This window comes from Herbaspirillum sp. BH-1, assembly GCF_002870055.1.
Lineage (GTDB): Bacteria > Pseudomonadota > Gammaproteobacteria > Burkholderiales > Burkholderiaceae_D > Herbaspirillum > Herbaspirillum frisingense.
In genome coordinates, this window is the sequence record NZ_PKOI01000004.1 from 32615 (window position 1) to 49182 (window position 16568).

Genomic DNA, 16568 nt, shown 5'->3' on the forward strand with positions numbered 1-16568 from the left:
GAATCAAATGATCGAACTCAACAATGTCAGCAAGTGGTACGGCAGCTTCCAGGTCCTGACCGACTGCTCGACCTCCGTCAAGAAGGGCGACGTGGTGGTGGTGTGCGGCCCGTCCGGTTCCGGCAAGTCCACGCTGATCAAGACCGTCAACGGCCTGGAGCCGTTCCAGAAAGGCACTATCACCGTCGACGGCGTCTCGGTGGGTGACCCCAAGACCAACCTGTCCAAGCTGCGTGCGCGCATCGGCATGGTGTTCCAGAACTTCGAACTGTTCCCGCATCTCTCGATCCGTGAGAACCTGACCATCGGCCAGATCAAGGTGCTGGGTCGTTCCAAGGAAGAGGCGACCGAGAAGGGCCTGAAGTACCTGGACCGCGTGGGCCTGCTGGCGCACAAGGACAAGTTCCCCGGCCAGCTTTCCGGTGGCCAGCAGCAGCGTGTGGCGATTGCCCGCGCCCTGTCGATGGATCCGATCGCCATGCTGTTCGACGAACCGACCTCGGCGCTGGACCCGGAAATGATCAATGAAGTGCTGGACGTCATGGTCGGCCTGGCCCAGGAAGGCATGACCATGATGGTCGTGACCCACGAAATGGGCTTCGCCCGCAAGGTCGCCAACCGTGTGGTCTTCATGGACAAGGGCCTGGTCGTGGAAGATTGCGCCAAGGACGAGTTCTTCGCGCAGCCGCGTTCCGAGCGCGCGCGTGACTTCCTGGCCAAGATCATCACGCACTGATCTTCAGCCCCTCAGCATCAGGTCAAGGGCCGCTCCGGCAACGGGGCGGCCCTTGTCGTTTGGGCTACATCAAAAGCGGGTGGCGGCAGGGCGCCCGGAGCGCTTGACGGCTACGGTAGAATGTCGCCCTTGAAGACATCGCGGCTGGCTCTCCACAGCCCGCATGGCCGGGATGCCTCGCCTTACTCCCACTCCAGACCGAAAGATCATTGCAATGAGCAACGTACTGACCATCACCCGCCCGGACGACTGGCACTTGCACCTGCGCGACGGCGCCACCATGCGCGACGTGCTGCCGCACACCGCGCGCCAGTTCGCGCGCGCCATCGTCATGCCTAACCTGAAGCCGCCGGTGACCACCACCGCGCAGGCTGGCGCCTATCGCGACCGTATCCTGGCGGCGCTGCCGCAAGGCATGGCCTTCGAGCCGTTGATGGTCCTGTACCTGACCGACAATACCCCGCCGGAGGAAATCCGCCGCGCCAAGGAGAGTGGCTTCGTCAAGGCCGTCAAGCTCTATCCGGCCGGTGCCACCACCAATTCGGATGCCGGCGTGACCGATCTTTCCAAGTGCTACAAGACCCTGGAAGTGCTGCAGGAAGTGGGCATGCCCTTCCTGGTCCACGGTGAGGTGACCAATCCCGAGATCGACCTGTTCGACCGCGAAGCAGTGTTCATCGACCGCATCATGAAGCCGCTGCGCCAGGCCATGCCGGAGCTGAAGGTGGTCTTCGAACACATCACCACCAAGGATGCGGCGGACTACGTGCTGGCCGGCGAAGGGCCGACCGCCGCCACCATCACTGCGCACCACCTGCTGTTCAACCGCAACGAGATGTTCAAGGGCGGCATTCGTCCGCATTACTACTGCCTGCCGGTATTGAAGCGCGAGACCCATCGCCAGGCCCTGGTGGCCGCCGCCACCTCCGGCAATGACAAGTTCTTCCTCGGTACCGACTCGGCTCCGCATGCCAAGGGCGCCAAGGAACATGCCTGCGGCTGTGCCGGCTGCTACACCGCGCTGCATGCGCTGGAACTGTATGCGCAAGCCTTCGATGCCGCCGGTGCGCTGGACAAGTTCGAGGCCTTCGCCAGCTTCAACGGCCCGGACTTCTACAATCTGCCGCGCAATACCGGCACCGTCACGCTCAAGCGCGAAAGCTGGTCCATCCCGGCCGAGCTGCCGATGGGCGAGGCCACGGTAGTGCCGCTGTCGGCCGGCGAACAGATCAACTGGAAGATGGTCTGACCCCCACAGGGAGGCAGCCCTGTTCCTTCGTCCCCGGTCATGGTCGCGTCAGATGATGGAGACCATCGCCGGGATGTCCTCAACAACGAGAGAAAGGCGAGCTGTATGCAATTCGTCGATGAACTGATTACCGATTTCGACAAGGCGCTGCGCGTGATCAATGGCGTGGTGTTCGAGAGCCGTCCCAACCCGGGGCGCGGCCTGCCGGACGGGGTCATGAACGAGGCCGAGAAGCGTCACGCGGCCGGCCTGATGCGGGTCAACAATGTGGGTGAGGTGTGCGCCCAGGCGCTGTACGACGCCCAGGGCCGCTTTGCACAGAAGCCAGAGATCAAGAATGCCTTCGCCCGCGCCGGCATCGAGGAAGAGGATCACCTGGCCTGGACCGCCGAGCGCCTGCGCGAACTGGGTTCGCACACCAGCCTGCTCAACCCCTTGTGGTACGGCGGTGCCTATGTGCTGGGCAGCATCGCCGCCAGGTTGGGAGATGCCCGTAACCTGGGCTTCGTTTCCGAGACCGAACGCCAGGTGGAGCACCACCTGATGGGCCACCTGGAAAAACTGCCGGTGCAGGACAACCGTTCCCGCGCCATCGTCGACCAGATGCGCATCGATGAGATCGAACACGGTCAGGCGGCGCGCGACCTGGGGGCGGCCGAAATGCCGGCGCCGGTCAGGGGCTTGATGAAGGCCATGGCCAAGGTGATGACCACGGTGGCCTACCGGATCTGATCGTTACCGAATGAACAGGAAAGAAAAAAGCGGCCTTGGCCGCTTTTCTCGTTGGTGCTGTCCGTGTTACTGCTGCTGGGCAGCCGCCGAGGAGATATCGGTCAGGTCGTCGATGATCTCGAAGGAGTGCGTCATCTCTGCGGTCTTCTCCAGCATGATCGAGGCGGAGCAATACTTGTCGTGGGATAGCTTGATGGCTCGTTCGACAACATTTGTCTTCAGATTGCGGCCGCGCACGGTGAAGTGGAAATGGATCTTGGTGAAGACCTTGGGATCGCTGTCAGCGCGCTCGGACTTCAAGGTCACGTCGCAGCCGCGCACATCCTGGCCGCTCTTGCGCAGGATCACCACCACATCGTAGGCGGTGCAGCCACCGGTGCCGGCCAGCACCACTTCCATCGGACGCGGTGCCAGGTTGCGGCCGCCGCCGTCGGGTGCGCCGTCCATCGTCAACAGGTGGCCCGAGCCCGTCTCGGCCGTAAAGGTCATGCCGGACAAGCCGGTCCAGCGCACTGTGCATTCCATCTGTATCGTCCAAATCGGTTGTGTGAGGCTGGCTATTGTAGCTTTTGCTGGCCCCGGCCGCAGCCTGGGCGGGTGGAGAAGAGAATGCTGCGCTGAAGATTTGTGATTATTGCGATGCGGAAAATTGTTGGAATATTATTCAGTTATCATCCAGCGGGTGCTTGTAGATGATCCTTGGAGTCAGCAGTGATGCTGCTTTCAGACGGTTACAAATAAATTTCGCAGTCGTTATTGCAATGCACAAACCGCTTTGCTATATTGAATTCAACGGAAGTTTTGCAGCACGTAACGATGTCTCCTCCACCCTCCTCATTGGTGTGGATTAAACCCGGAACCACAGTGTCCGGGTTTTTTTTGTCCTTTTTTCCTGCGGGGTGCGGCCGAAGTTGTCTGGTGGGCAATGAAATCCTGCTGGATCGCGCCGCTGCCTGATCTTCGCGCCACAAATCCCCGAAACCTTTTGACGCTAAGTCCTTGAAAAGGCTATACTTGCCGGCTTTCCCATGCGCTCGGGAAGATAAAAGGATGAGTCCGCGAAGCGAAACACCAAGGACAGCCTGCAACATTGGCTGACCCGCATGACCGGAACCGCCACTTTGAGCGTTTATACATTGATAGAGAAAGTCAAACATGAAGACCTTTTCCGCTAAAGCCCATGAGGTTCAGCGCGAGTGGTTCGTGATTGACGCGACGGACTTGGTCCTCGGACGTGTTGCCAGCGAAGTGGCACTCCGACTGCGCGGCAAGCACAAACCCGAATTCACTCCGCACGTCGATACCGGTGACTTCATCGTCGTCGTCAACGCAGGCAAGCTGCGCGTGACCGGCACCAAGGCCACTGAAAAGACCTATTTCCGCCACAGCGGTTATCCGGGCGGCATCTACGAAACCAACTTCCTGAAGATGCAACAGCGTTTCCCCGGCCGTGCGCTGGAGAAGGCCGTCAAGGGCATGCTGCCCAAGGGTCCGCTGGGCTACGCCATGATCAAGAAGCTGAAGGTTTATGCAGATGGCAACCATCCGCACTCCGCGCAGCAACCGAAACCCCTCGCCCTCTAAGGAACAGACATGATCGGTAACTACAATTACGGAACCGGCCGTCGCAAGAGTGCAGTGGCGCGTGTTTTCATCAAGGCAGGTTCGGGCAACATCATCGTCAATGGCAAGCCCGCAGCCGAGTACTTCTCCCGTGAAACCGGCCTGATGGTGATCCGTCAGCCGCTGGAACTGACCGGCAACGTCGAACGTTTCGACATCAAGGTGAACGTCCACGGTGGCGGCGAATCCGGCCAGGCCGGCGCTGTTCGCCACGGCATCACCCGCGCTCTGATCGACTACGACGCCGGCCTGAAGTCGGCTCTGTCGAACGCAGGCTTCGTCACCCGTGACGCGCGTGAAGTCGAACGTAAGAAGGTTGGTCTGCGCAAGGCACGTCGCGCAAAGCAATTCTCGAAGCGTTAATCGTTTCTTGCATCACAGAAAGCCGTCGGCATGCGTGCCGACGGCTTTTTGCTTTCTGTTCGTCGGCCATTGCAGAGCTTTTGAGTGGAAGTGCGTGGCCCATCGTTGGCGATTCGAGCTGCCTGGCCGGCAGGAAAAGACCTTGTTTCACGAAATAACTTCCTGACGGGAAATCAGCGGGAAATATTCTCCTGATAAAATGAAAAGCTTTCCAGCGCGTGTTGCACGTGCGTCCGGCGCTCGCTCGCCACGGCGATGTTTCTTCGCCTTTTTTCGCAAGGACCAGACATGATCAAGGTAGGTATCGTTGGCGGAACCGGTTATACCGGCGTCGAATTGCTGCGTATTTTCGCCACTCACCCGCAGGCAAAGGTGCAGGCAGTAACGTCGCGCAAGGAAGACGGGATGCCCGTGGCCGAGATGTATCCGTCCCTGCGTGGCCGTGTGGATGTGGCGTTTTCTTCACCTGACAAGGCCAAGCTGACCGACTGCGACGTCGTCTTCTTCGCCACCCCGCACGGCGTGGCCATGGCCCAGGCACCTGAACTGGTGGCTGCTGGTGTCAAGGTGATCGACCTGGCCGCTGACTTCCGCATGCAGGACGTGGCTGCCTTCGAGAAATGGTACAAGCTGCCGCACAGCTGCACCGACCTGCTGAAGGAAGCCGCCTACGGCCTGCCTGAACTGAATCGCGAAGCCATTCGCAAGGCCCGCGTGGTGGGTAATCCGGGTTGCTATCCGACCACCATGCAACTGGGCTTCGCGCCGCTGCTGAAGGCCGGTGTGATCGATGCCTCGCACCTGATCGCCGACTGCAAGTCCGGCGTCTCCGGCGCCGGTCGCAAGGCCGAGCTGAGCCTGCTGTTCTCGGAAGCCTCCGACAACTTCAAGGCCTACGGCGTGTCCGGTCACCGTCACTCCCCCGAAACCATCGAGCGCCTGTCGCACCTGACCAGCGACAAGGTCGGCCTGCTGTTCACGCCGCATCTGGTACCGATGATCCGCGGCATGCATTCCACGCTGTATGCGCGGCTGACCAAGGAAATCGACAACGCCGCCCTGCAGGCGCTGTTCGAGGCTGCCTACAAGGATGAGCCTTTCGTCGACGTGCTGCCCTTCGGTTCGCATCCCGAAACCCGCACCACGCGCGCTTCCAACATGCTGCGCCTGGCCGTGCACCGTCCGGACGGTGGTGACACCGTGGTGGTGCTGGTGGTCCAGGACAACCTGGTCAAGGGCGCGTCGGGCCAGGCGGTCCAGTGCATGAACCTGATGTTCGGTCTGGACGAAGCCACTGGCCTGCAGCAGGTCCCGGTCCTGCCGTGAAGTACCGCCTATGGCGTCAGCGCATGACGATTTCTGCGCCGAAGATGACCATCAAGCGGCATCTGCCTTGGCCCCTGATGGTCTTGCTGTGGGCAGCCGTGCTGGCGGTGGGTTCGTTGGCGGCGGTCTGGACCTACCAGCTCGGCCGCAACAATCTGCCGGGCTTGCATGGTGATACCGGCGAGCAGATCGAGCAGCTTAGCGAGCAGGTCAGGAAACTGACTGCGGAGAACGAGCGCTTGCAATCTGCCTCCAATGCGTCGCAGAATGAACTGAAGATTGCGCAGACCGCGCAGGCCACGCTGGCGACCCAGGTGAAGAACCTGGAAGCGGAAAACAACCGCCAGAAGGAAGACCTGGCCTTCTTCGACAGTCTGCTGCCGACCAATCTGGGCGCACCTGGCATCACGATCCAGCGCTTCAAGGCCGAGCAGGCGGCGCCGACCCAGCTGCGCTACCGCGTACTGGTGATGCAAGGTGGTGGGGGAACGCAACAGTTTGCAGGAAACCTACAGCTTAGTATCAATATTGTGCAGGGCGGCAAAAATGCTACACTCAATTTTCCTGAAGGCAATGCCGCCGACCAGGCGCGCTACCGGCTCGCATTCAAGTATTACCAGCGGGTCGAAGGCTTGCTGACTATCCCCGAGGGGGCCACCGTCAAATCGGTTGCCGTCCGTGTTCTCGACCGCGGCCAGGTTCGTGCCCAGCAGTCGGTAGATCTGTGAGGTGATTCCATGTTTACACGCAAGACCAAAAGCACGATCGACAGCCTGATCGGCATGTCCACCACCATCAAGGGCGATGTGGGCTTCAGGGGCGGCCTGCGCATCGATGGCAATATCAACGGCAACATCAACGCCGAGAGCGGCGAGCCCAGCGTGCTGGTGATCTCCGAGCATGCCAAGGTGGTCGGCGAGGTACGCGCGGCGCATCTGATCGTCAATGGCGAGATCGTGGGCGATGTCCATTCCTCCGAACTGCTGGAGCTGCAACCCAAGGCTCGCATTACCGGCAATGTCTTCTACAAGGCGCTGGAGATGCACGGCGGGGCGCTGGTTTCCGGCAAGCTCAGCCATGACCAGGCCGTGGATACCCCGGTGCTCAAGCTGGCTGCATCGTCGGAAGCATGAAAATCCGCAAGCGCTTATAATGGCTTTATCGATCTAGTGTATTGATCCGCCTCAAGCCCAGCAGGAGCCCGAAATGAATGCCGTAGCCGAACTGCAACACACCGATATCCCCGCCCCGATCAACTTCAGCGACAGCGCTGCCGCCAAGGTGGCCCAGCTGATCGAAGAAGAAGGCAACCCCGACCTGAAGCTGCGCGTGTTCGTGCAGGGTGGTGGTTGCTCGGGTTTCCAGTACGGTTTCACCTTCGATGAAATCGTCAACGAAGACGACACCACGATGAGCAAGAACGGCGTCCAGCTGTTGATCGATTCGATGAGCTACCAGTATCTGGTCGGCGCTGAGATCGACTACAAGGACGACCTGGAAGGCGCGCAATTCGTCATCAAGAACCCGAATGCCACGACCACTTGCGGTTGCGGCTCGTCGTTCTCGGTCTAAGCGCCACCAGTTCCCCCGGCCTCAGGGCGAGGGGCCGAAAAAAAGGACGCCGCGGCGTCCTTTTTTCGTTGCCTCTTTCGCGGATCGCGCCGTTGGCGATCCACCCGTGATTGCACCAGTATCCCCGCTCAACCCAGCTCTGCAAAGGCCTTGGCGGCTGCAGCGATGGTCTCCTCGATGATGGCATCGCTGTGTTGTGCTGAGACAAAGCCGGCTTCGAATGCCGAGGGCGCAAAGTAGATGCCGGCGTCCAGCATCTTGTGGAAGAAGCGGTTGAAGCGCTCCTTGTCACCCTGCATCACCTCGGCATAGCTGGCCGGCACCTTCGCATCGAAGTACAGGCCGAACATGCCGCCCACCGCGTCCGCCGAGAACGTCACCCCGGCCGCGCCGGCTGCTGCCACCAGGCCATCAGCGAGCTTGCGGGTCTGGATGGTCAGGTGCTTGTAGAAGTCCGGCTGCTGAATGATCTTCAGCGTCGCCATCCCTGCAGCCACGGTCACCGGATTACCTGACAATGTGCCGGCCTGGTAGACGCCGCCCAGCGGCGCCAGGTGTTTCATGACCTCGGCGCGACCGCCGAAGGCCGCAACCGGCAGACCACCGCCAATGACCTTGCCCAGTGCAGTGAGGTCGGGAACGATACCGTTCAACTCCTGGGCGCCACCGCGCGCCACGCGGAAGCCCGACATCACCTCGTCGAAGATCAGGATGGCACCGTACTGCGTGCACAGGCGGCGCATGGTCTGGAGGAATTCATCGCTGGCGCGCACCAGATTCATGTTGCCGGCCACCGGCTCCACGATCACGCAGGCGATGTCGTTGCCGGACGCCTTGAAGGCCTCTTCCAACTGGGCCGCGTTGTTGTAGTCCAGCACCAGCGTGTGCTTGGCGAAATCTTCCGGCACCCCGGCCGAGGTCGGATTGCCAAAGGTCAGCAGGCCGCTGCCAGCCTTGACCAGCAGCGAATCCGCATGGCCGTGGTAGCAGCCTTCGAACTTGATGATCTTGTCGCGCCCGGTCGCACCGCGGGCCAGGCGCAGCGCGCTCATGGTCGCCTCGGTGCCGGAGGACACCAGACGGATCTGTTCGATGGACGGCACCAGCTTGATGATTTCCTCGGCCATCTCGATTTCGGCCTCGGTGGGTGCACCGAAGGACAGTCCGCGCGCGGCCGCCTGCTGCACTGCCTTGACCACTTCCGGATGGGCGTGGCCGACGATGGCCGGTCCCCAGGAGCCGATGTAGTCGATGTAGCGCTTGCCTTCGGCGTCCCAGAACCACGGCCCTTCGGCCCGTTCGATGAAGCGCGGGGTGCCGCCTACCGAGCGGAAGGCGCGTACCGGGGAATTGACGCCGCCCGGCGTGCTTTGTTGGGCGCGGGCGAAGAGCGAGGCATTGGTCTTGGTCATGAGCGTGCTAAGGATGAAATCCAGGGATCAGTTCAGTTGATGGAGGGAGGCGCGTCCGGATCTTCAGATTCGCGCGCCCAGAAATAACGGTCCGGCATCAGTTTGCCCATGCCGATGCGCTGGGCATTGGCCAGTGCGGCCAGCGTGAATTCCTGCGCCTCGGAGGCCGCCAGTGGCACCTCCAGGCCATTGGCCAGCATCGCCGTCAGCGCTGCCGACAGGGTCGTGCCGGCGCCGACGAACGACCCCGGCAGGCGCGGCCAGGCGTCCTGGCGCACCAGACCGGATTCATCGAAGAGGGAGTTGGCCACCTCCTGCAGGTCGGTCTGGGTATTGGTCACCAGCAGGTACTCGCAACCCATCTCGATGATGCGCATGGCGTCCAGCATCAGGGCATCGCCGGTCACCGGCTCGCGCCAGGTCTCGGCCAGCCGGGTCAGTTCGCCGGCCGATGCCACCATCACGGTAGCTTGCGGGATCAGCAGTTCGCGGATGGCAATGAGGCGGTCGTCCTCGTCTTCCTGGTTGGCCAGGGCGCTGATGAACGGGTCCAGGATCAGAGGCACGTCGGGATAATCGGAGACGATTTCGGCGATCACCGAGATATTCTCGATGCTGCCCAGCGCGCCGACCTTGAAGGCCGCCACGGCCATGTCTTCCAGGATTACGCGAGCCTGGTCGGCGACCCAGTCGACATCGACCACCTGCACATCTTCGACACGGGCGGTGTCGCCGATCAGCAAGGCCGTCACGACGGACAAACCGTGGCAACCCATGGCGGCGTAGGTGGCGAGATCCGCCTGGACGCCGGTGGCGCCGACCGGATCGGTGGCGCCGAAGCTCAGGATGAGGGGGGGAGTTTGGTTTTGCACGTCGAGTAGATTAAGATAGCTGACTTAGCATTTTACTTGATTGATTTTAGGGATAGTCAGCCGTGACGAATAGCAGCCAAACCGAATTCAAAACCTGGATGTGCCTGATCTGTGGTTGGATCTACGACGAAGAAGCAGGCCTGCCGGAAGAAGGCATCGCCCCAGGCACCCGCTGGGACGATGTGCCCATCAACTGGACCTGCCCGGAATGCGGCGCCCGCAAGGAAGATTTCGAGATGGTCGCCATCTGATTGAAGTACGTGGCCGCACCTGGCGGCGCCGAGCTGCACCCATCCGCCTTTGACGCCGGATAGTACGTCCTCCAGAGCGCCCCCGCCTATCGCGGGGACGCCGCCTCCCCATCTTTTTTCTTGTTCTGCGGGATTTGATGTAGGTCAAATTCCCTGTCCGTGGTTTTTTTCCATCATTTTGTTGTGCTGTCTGGCTGAATAAGTTTGCTGCATGGAAATTCTTCGGGATTTTCTAGGTAAAATCGAGCCCTGTACCAGCACTGCCCCGCTTACCGGATGATGGGCGCCCAGACGCCCGCGCCGTTTGCACCAGGCACTCCCCAGAAAGGCTTGCACCTTGGGCTAGCCGCCAATGGCGATCGGCTCAGGCCATCCGGTGGCATCGGCACGCATCCGATGCACGGTGCATTTCTCTTATCGCTCCGAGAGGCTGGTATGCCACACACCAAGGATTTCGTCATCGACGCACAACATGCGTGTCCGCCGCAGGATCGGCAGGGTCGCGAGGGACTGGAGCAGTTCCAGGCCTCACTGCTGTCCCGCATGGCCGCCTCCAACCACGAAAGTCTGCATACGCGGCGACTGGCGGTGGCCATGGCGGGCCAGCGCTGCCTGGTACCGCTGAACCAGGCCGGTGAAATCGTTCCCCTGGTCGGGCATGCCATCACTCCGGTGCCGGCGACACGACCCTGGTTTCGCGGTCTGCTCAACATTCGCGGCAACCTGATCGGTCTGGCCGATCTGATGGGGTTGGCCGGCGCGCCGCTACAGCGGGTCGGCACGGCCAGTCATGCCTTGTTACTGGCTCCGGGGGTGGCGCCACAGTGCGGCTTGCTGGTGTCGGCCGTCCTGGGACTGAGAGACATATCAGAAATGGTGAGAATCTCGAAAAATGTCGATGAAGGAATTCGCATTCTTGGAGCAAACCAACGTTATAAAGACAGCAGCGGCCAACAATGGGACGAGCTGGACCTGGCGCAATTGAGTCAGGACAGCAGTTTCCTGGAGGTAGGGCGGTAGATCGCCCTCCTGACAAGACCCTGGGTCGGCCACGCCGGCCTTCAATTACCACCGCATCATCACAAGACCCACACAATAGGGGTAGGAACACCGGTCATGGAACCGACCTTGCCGTATCTGTCGAATAGAACCGCGCCGGTTGCGATCGCGTCCGAAACCGCAAGTCGGGCCGATCCGGGCATCCCCGTCAGTACGGCCGCTATCGGCCTTCGCCTGCCTTATCTGCACCGCTATACCCTGCGCACGCAGACGCGCATGTTGCTGGCCGTGCTGGCCTTGTCGCTGACAGCCTTATTTCTGTTCATGTGGCTGGGCGCGCGACTGTACGTGCTGGCGACCTTGCAGACCAACCTGGCATCCGACCTGGTGATGCATTCCCAGCGCATCGGCAAAGCCGTACCCAATGCCATCCAGGGTAATCCGCAGGCCTTCATCCAGTTGGCCCAGAGTCGCACCGAGTTCAATCGTGATCTGCTGCTGCTGAGCAGCGGCGGCAGCTTCCAGGGCCAGACCATCGGCCTGCCCGATGCCCGCATGAAGCCTGCACTGGAAAACGTGGCGCGCATGTGGCGACGTACCGATCAGGCCGCCGATACCATCCTGGGCATGGAAAAAGAGCTCACTGGATTCGGCACCACCCTCAAGCACCTCAACCAGCTGCTTCCGGTGATGCTGGACCTGAGCGAGCAGATCGCCATGCTGCAATCGGAAGGACGGCCTACCACCCGCGAGATGAATGCCGCCAGCCAACTGGTCATGCTGACGTTGCGCCTGGGTCGCAGTTCCAATGAATTCCTCACCTCCGACGGCGTCAATCCTGAAACCGCCTTCATGCTGGGCAAGGACATCACGGCCTTTGGCGATCTTTTGAAGAGTCTGCTGGAAGGCAGCGAAATGCTGCGCCTGCGGCCGGCCACCGACCCCGACCTGCGCGAGAAGCTGCAGGAACTGGCCAGGGTATTCGCCGACTACCAGCCGGAGATCGCCGGCATCCTCGGCAACCTGCAGAATTTCATCGCTGCCAAGCGTTCCGAGCAACTGGTTTTCGTCGAGAACGAGACCCTCAAGCGCCACCTCACCGAACTGCAGGACGCCTACCGCAACGCCTTGAAGGCGAGGTCCTGGACCTTCTGGGCGATCCTGGCGGCGATGATCGCTGCCTTGCTCAGCGCCGTGGGCATCGCCCTGGTACAGCTGCAGAGCAGCCGCAACAATGCCGCCGCCGCCGAGGCGCGACGCCAGGAGGCCGAGTTGCAGCGCCAGCTGGCCCAGCAGGAGGAAGAAAAGGCCATGCGTGCCAACCACCTGACCCAGGCCGCCATCCTGCGCCTGATGACCGAACTGCAAAAGGTCGCCGACGGCGATCTGACGGTACACACCACCGTCTCCGACGACGTCACCGGAGCCATCGCCGACTCCGTCAACTACACCGTGGAAGCCCTGCGCGGCCTGGTAGAACAGGTCACCCAGATGGCCGCCAAGGTGGCGCTCAGTTCCGAGCAGGTGCGTGGTACCACGACCGAACTGGGCGAGGCCGCCCGCGCCCAGGCGCGTCGTATCCAGCGCATTGCCCATGCCATGCTGGAGATGTCCAGGCAGATTGCCGGCATCTCGCTGTCGGCCGATGAATCGGCCGACGTGGCCCGGCATGCGGTGGTGGTGGCCGAGCGCGGTGCACGCGCGGTGGAAGACGCGGTCAAGGCCATGGATGGCATCCGCGAGCAGATCAGCGAGACCTCCGACCGCATCGCCCGCCTGGGGGCCTCCTCCCAGATGATCGGTGAAATCACCGACCTGATTTCCGACATCACCGAGCGCACCAATGTGCTGGCGCTGAATGCAGCCATCCAGGCGGCTTCGGCCGGCGAAGCCGGGCGCGGCTTCTCGGTGGTGGCCGAAGAGGTGCAGCACCTGGCCGAGCGTTCCAGTGCCGCCACCCGCGAGATCGGCTCGCTGGTGCGCATGATCCAGGCCGATACCCGCGACGTGGTGGTGGCCATGGAAAAATCCACCACCGGCGTCACCGAAGGTGCGGTGCTGTCCGACGCTGCCGGCAGCGCCCTGGCCGACATCCGCAGCGTTTCCAAGAAGCTGGCGGACCTGATCCAGGGCATGGCCGCGGCTACCCGGGAGCAGGCGGTCTCGGCCAATGGCGTGGCCCAGCAGATCCAGGGCATCCTGACCGAGAACGACGTCATCGAACAAAGCCGCGAACAGGTTTCCACCCTGTACGAAGAATTGTGGGACGCCGCCCGCAAGCTGGAAAACTCGGTCTCGCGCTTCCGCGTGACCGTCTCCTGAGCGGGCAGGGCGCTCATGCATCTCGATTCCGCATCCGCCGCCGCGCGCTCTGCGACTGAAGATTCCCTGGACCCGGTAGCTGGCCGCATCGATGCCTCGCTGCGCCAGACCCTGCTGCCGCTGCTGACGATCGTCCGACAGCGGGATGGCGTCTGGCGCAGCTGTCTCGGCAAAGGACATGCCGGTGCCGTACCGCCCTTGTATCGCCGCACCCTGCTGACCTTGCGCGACTGCGCACGCAGCATCGGCGCTGTGCCTCTGGCCGATATCGCCAGTCAGCTCATCATGCTGCTGGAACAGCACACAGCCGATTCGCCATTGGCGCCGCCCAGATTGCTTCTGCTCGAACAACGCCTGGACCAGCTGACGCGTCTGCTGGACGCCCCAGGTACGCCAGCAGTGCTTACTCTCCCAGGCAGCGAAGCGCCCGTACCGATCATCGCGAACGTCACGACGCCGCACGACGTGATCGATCCCGGTCTGCTGCCTGTCTTTCTGGAGGAGGCCCAGGAGCTCATGGCCAGCATCGGCGAGACCTTGCTGGCGCTGCCCCCTGGCCACAGCCATACCCCTGCCGACACCGACCTGCTGGCCGAACTGGCGCGTCCCCTGCATACCCTCAAGGGCAGCGCCCGCATGGTCGGCGCGATGCGGTTGAGCCAGTGCGTGCACGAGATGGAGAGTGCGCTGCAGTGCCTGCAGACTGGCGAGGCTGCCCAGAATGCCGAGGTATTGACCGCGTTGCTGGCACTCTACGACCAGACCATGGAGCACTTCAGCACCCTGGAGCAGGCCGCCGCATCGGTCCCGGCCGCAAGCCGATCGGGCGGCCTGCAGTCCCCTCTGCAACCTCATTTCCGGGCGGCGCCCCTGCTGCGCATCCGTACCACTGTGCTGGACCGCTTGCTCAATCAGGTTGGCGAAGTCTCGATCATGCGCGCCCGGCTGGACAATGAAGTGGCGGCCCTGCAGGACGATGTGCGCGTACTGGGCGATCAATTGCGCACCCTGGCCGATCAGGTCAGGCAATTGCAGCGGCACACCGGCCCCGGTCCGGGCGCAGCGCACGAGCTGCAGGCTGCGACCCATGCCATGGATACCGTGCTGGCGCAGGCATGGCGGCAGCAAAAGCGCCTGCACGATGGCGTTGGCCGGGCCTGCGAAGGGCTGCGCCAGCAGGGACGCTATGCCCGCGAACTGCAGCAGGACCTGATGCACGCGCGCATGATCAAGTTCAACAGCATGGAGTCGCGCCTGCAGCATCTGGCACGCCAGCTGGCTGCCGAGACCGGCAAGCCGCTGGTACTGGACCTGTCCGACTGTCGGCTGCAGATCGACCGCGCCATCCTGGAGCGCCTGATGGGTCCGCTGGAGCACCTGCTGCGCAATTGCGCCGTCCACGGCATCGAGGACACCCCAGCCCGCCGCGCAGCCGGCAAGCCGCCTTCCGGTCAACTGCGCGTGCAGGCCGGCCATGAAGGCAACGAAGCCGTCATCCGCGTGGGCGACGACGGGCGCGGCCTGGACCTGGTCGCCATTCGTGGCAAGGCCCGTCAGCGTGGTCTACCGGCTGCCCGGGACGCCAGTGATGCCGGGCTGGCCGAGCTGATCTTCGAGCCGGGTTTCAGTACCTCGGCGCAGGTGTCGGCGCTGGCCGGGCGCGGTATCGGCATGGATGTGGCGCGGGCCGAAGTGGCGGCCCTGGGCGGACGCATGACCGTGCATTCGCGACCCGGGCAGGGCGTGCTGTTCACGCTCTATCTGCCGCTGTCGCTGGCGGTGCAGCAGGTCTGCCTGCTGCAGCATGGCCGGCAGCAGTACGCCATTCCCTCCACCCTGATCGACAGCGTGTTGCAACTGCGCAGCGAACAGGCACACCAGGCCCTGGAGCAGCGTGTGCTGGAGGTCAATGGACGGCGCCTGGCCTTGTATCCCCTGCATCACCTGCTGCGGGAACAACTGGAGCCGGAGCAAGATGCCGACCTTGAGGTCAAGGCCGAGGCCGCCGATCAGGCCGATACCGATTCCGCCTTTGCGCTACTGATCAAGAGCGGCGACGAACTGATGGTGATCATGGCCGATCACGTCAACGGCAATCGTGAGGTGGTGGTCAAGCCGGTCGGCCCGCAACTGGCGACCCTGGCCGGCCTGGTGGGCGCTACCGTGCTGGGGGATGGGCAGATCGTCCTGATCCTCAACCCGTTGCTGCTGGCCGGCTCGCGCCGTGCCGATGGCAGCGTGGTCACGCCGGGCGTACAATAACGCGCTTTGGGCGGCCTGCCGGCGCGCCCTTGCACTTCGCCCGAGGCCCGTCATCGACCCCACACTCGTTTCCATTCTCCTGGCCACCACCCTGGCCGGCGTGGTCAGCATCACCGCTGCCGCGGTGTTCTCGTTTGCCTTGCTGTCGAAGATGGTGGAGCGCCTGGTCAGCCTGTCGGTGGGCATCATGCTCTCGACCTCGCTGTTGCATGCGTTGCCCGAAGCCTTTGAATCCCAGGCCGAACCGCATACCCTCTTCGCCGTGCTGCTGGGCGGCCTGCTGGCCTTCTTCCTGCTGGAAAAGACCGCCATCCTGCGCCACTCGCACCATCACGAGGATGACGGACACGGCCACCACCACGGTCACGACAAGAAGGAAGCCGGCAAGGCCGGCTGGATGATCCTGGTGGGCGACGGCCTGCACAACTTCACCGACGGCATCCTCATCGCCGCCGCCTTCCTGGCCGATCCGCACCTGGGCCTGGTGACCGGGCTGGCCATCATCGCCCACGAGATTCCGCAAGAGATCGGCGACTTCATCGTGCTGCTCAATGCCGGTTTCTCGCGTACCCGCGCCTATGTGTACAACCTCATCTGCAGCCTCATGGCAGTGGCCGGTGGCACGCTGGGCTATTTCATGCTGGAGCGGGGGATGGAGTGGATTCCCTTCGTGCTGGTGTTCGCCTCGTCGGGCTTCATCTACATCGCCGTTTCCGACCTGATGCCGCAGATGCAGCGCCGCGCCACGTTGCGCGAGACCATTCCGCAGGTGATCCTGATTGCCGCCGGGGTGCTGATCGTGCTGGCACTGACGCGGCACGCGCACGGTCACTGATCACATCCGGCGCC

The 16568-nt window shown here is 62.6% G+C and carries 18 protein-coding genes; 14 read left to right on the forward strand and 4 right to left on the reverse strand.

The features are described 5' to 3' along the window. Window positions 1–7: 7 nt before the first annotated feature. The 3 genes from HBH1_RS06930 (at window position 8) to coq7 (ending at window position 2717) form a co-directional block, all read left to right on the forward strand. Window positions 8–736, forward strand: coding sequence for an amino acid ABC transporter ATP-binding protein (locus HBH1_RS06930; protein WP_006461963.1), 729 nt, complete (start codon window positions 8–10; stop codon window positions 734–736). A gap of 214 nt (window positions 737–950) precedes the next feature. Further along, window positions 951–1985, forward strand: a complete 1035-nt coding sequence (pyrC, locus tag HBH1_RS06935; protein WP_102662135.1) for a dihydroorotase — start codon at window positions 951–953, stop codon at window positions 1983–1985. A 105-nt stretch (window positions 1986–2090) separates the two neighbouring features. Continuing rightward, complete coding sequence (gene coq7, locus HBH1_RS06940; protein WP_102662136.1) at window positions 2091–2717, forward strand: 2-polyprenyl-3-methyl-6-methoxy-1,4-benzoquinone monooxygenase; 627 nt, start codon at window positions 2091–2093, stop codon at window positions 2715–2717. 66 nt (window positions 2718–2783) lie between these two features. Here the strand turns inward: coq7 and HBH1_RS06945 are convergent, their stop codons facing one another. Then, window positions 2784–3242: an OsmC family protein gene (locus HBH1_RS06945; RefSeq protein ID WP_102662137.1), complete on the reverse strand. Its 459-nt coding sequence runs from the start codon at window positions 3240–3242 to the stop codon at window positions 2784–2786. Between the two features lie 206 nt (window positions 3243–3448). Next, window positions 3449–3874, reverse strand: a complete 426-nt coding sequence (locus HBH1_RS24855; RefSeq protein WP_146012826.1) for a hypothetical protein — start codon at window positions 3872–3874, stop codon at window positions 3449–3451. Here HBH1_RS24855 and rplM point away from each other — a divergent pair. From rplM to erpA, 6 genes are all read left to right on the forward strand, one after another. Beyond that, window positions 3873–4301: a 50S ribosomal protein L13 gene (rplM, locus tag HBH1_RS06950; RefSeq protein WP_006461967.1), complete on the forward strand. Its 429-nt coding sequence runs from the start codon at window positions 3873–3875 to the stop codon at window positions 4299–4301. The genes HBH1_RS24855 and rplM overlap by 2 nt on opposite strands. Before the next feature lie 9 nt (window positions 4302–4310). Next, window positions 4311–4703: a 30S ribosomal protein S9 gene (gene rpsI, locus HBH1_RS06955; protein ID WP_006461968.1), complete on the forward strand. Its 393-nt coding sequence runs from the start codon at window positions 4311–4313 to the stop codon at window positions 4701–4703. Between the two features lie 288 nt (window positions 4704–4991). Beyond that, window positions 4992–6029 carry an N-acetyl-gamma-glutamyl-phosphate reductase gene (gene argC / locus HBH1_RS06960; protein WP_006461969.1) on the forward strand — a complete coding sequence of 346 codons (1038 nt, stop codon included), beginning with the start codon at window positions 4992–4994 and terminating at the stop codon, window positions 6027–6029. 23 nt (window positions 6030–6052) lie between these two features. Beyond that, on the forward strand, window positions 6053–6757 hold the full coding sequence (locus HBH1_RS06965) for a DUF6776 family protein (protein WP_102662138.1): 705 nt from the start codon (window positions 6053–6055) through the stop codon (window positions 6755–6757). Window positions 6758–6766: 9 nt separating this feature from the next. Continuing rightward, window positions 6767–7162 (forward strand): bactofilin family protein, encoded by a 396-nt coding sequence (locus HBH1_RS06970; RefSeq protein WP_006461971.1) that lies wholly within the window; start codon window positions 6767–6769, stop codon window positions 7160–7162. A 73-nt stretch (window positions 7163–7235) separates the two neighbouring features. Continuing rightward, window positions 7236–7601 (forward strand): iron-sulfur cluster insertion protein ErpA, encoded by a 366-nt coding sequence (gene erpA, locus HBH1_RS06975; RefSeq protein ID WP_006461972.1) that lies wholly within the window; start codon window positions 7236–7238, stop codon window positions 7599–7601. A gap of 128 nt (window positions 7602–7729) precedes the next feature. Here erpA and hemL read toward each other — a convergent pair whose 3' ends face one another. Both hemL and HBH1_RS06985 read right to left on the reverse strand, forming a co-directional pair. Further along, complete coding sequence (gene hemL / locus HBH1_RS06980) at window positions 7730–9013, reverse strand: glutamate-1-semialdehyde 2,1-aminomutase (RefSeq protein WP_077234787.1); 1284 nt, start codon at window positions 9011–9013, stop codon at window positions 7730–7732. 32 nt (window positions 9014–9045) lie between these two features. Further along, window positions 9046–9885 carry a bifunctional hydroxymethylpyrimidine kinase/phosphomethylpyrimidine kinase gene (locus HBH1_RS06985; RefSeq protein ID WP_102662139.1) on the reverse strand — a complete coding sequence of 280 codons (840 nt, stop codon included), beginning with the start codon at window positions 9883–9885 and terminating at the stop codon, window positions 9046–9048. A 98-nt stretch (window positions 9886–9983) separates the two neighbouring features. Between HBH1_RS06985 and HBH1_RS06990 the strand changes: the two genes are divergently transcribed. From HBH1_RS06990 to HBH1_RS07010, 5 genes are all read left to right on the forward strand, one after another. Continuing rightward, window positions 9984–10136 carry a rubredoxin gene (locus HBH1_RS06990; RefSeq protein ID WP_006461975.1) on the forward strand — a complete coding sequence of 51 codons (153 nt, stop codon included), beginning with the start codon at window positions 9984–9986 and terminating at the stop codon, window positions 10134–10136. 435 nt (window positions 10137–10571) lie between these two features. Further along, the gene (locus HBH1_RS06995; RefSeq protein WP_102662140.1) at window positions 10572–11156 is read left to right on the forward strand and encodes a chemotaxis protein CheW; all 585 of its coding nucleotides are present in this window, start codon (window positions 10572–10574) and stop codon (window positions 11154–11156) included. A gap of 96 nt (window positions 11157–11252) precedes the next feature. Continuing rightward, window positions 11253–13457 carry a methyl-accepting chemotaxis protein gene (locus HBH1_RS07000; RefSeq protein WP_102662141.1) on the forward strand — a complete coding sequence of 735 codons (2205 nt, stop codon included), beginning with the start codon at window positions 11253–11255 and terminating at the stop codon, window positions 13455–13457. A 15-nt stretch (window positions 13458–13472) separates the two neighbouring features. Next, on the forward strand, window positions 13473–15719 hold the full coding sequence (locus HBH1_RS07005) for a chemotaxis protein CheA (protein ID WP_102662142.1): 2247 nt from the start codon (window positions 13473–13475) through the stop codon (window positions 15717–15719). Continuing rightward, on the forward strand, window positions 15688–16554 hold the full coding sequence (locus tag HBH1_RS07010; RefSeq protein WP_369878604.1) for a ZIP family metal transporter: 867 nt from the start codon (window positions 15688–15690) through the stop codon (window positions 16552–16554). Before HBH1_RS07005 ends, HBH1_RS07010 begins: the two co-directional genes overlap by 32 nt. Window positions 16555–16568: the final 14 nt, after the last annotated feature.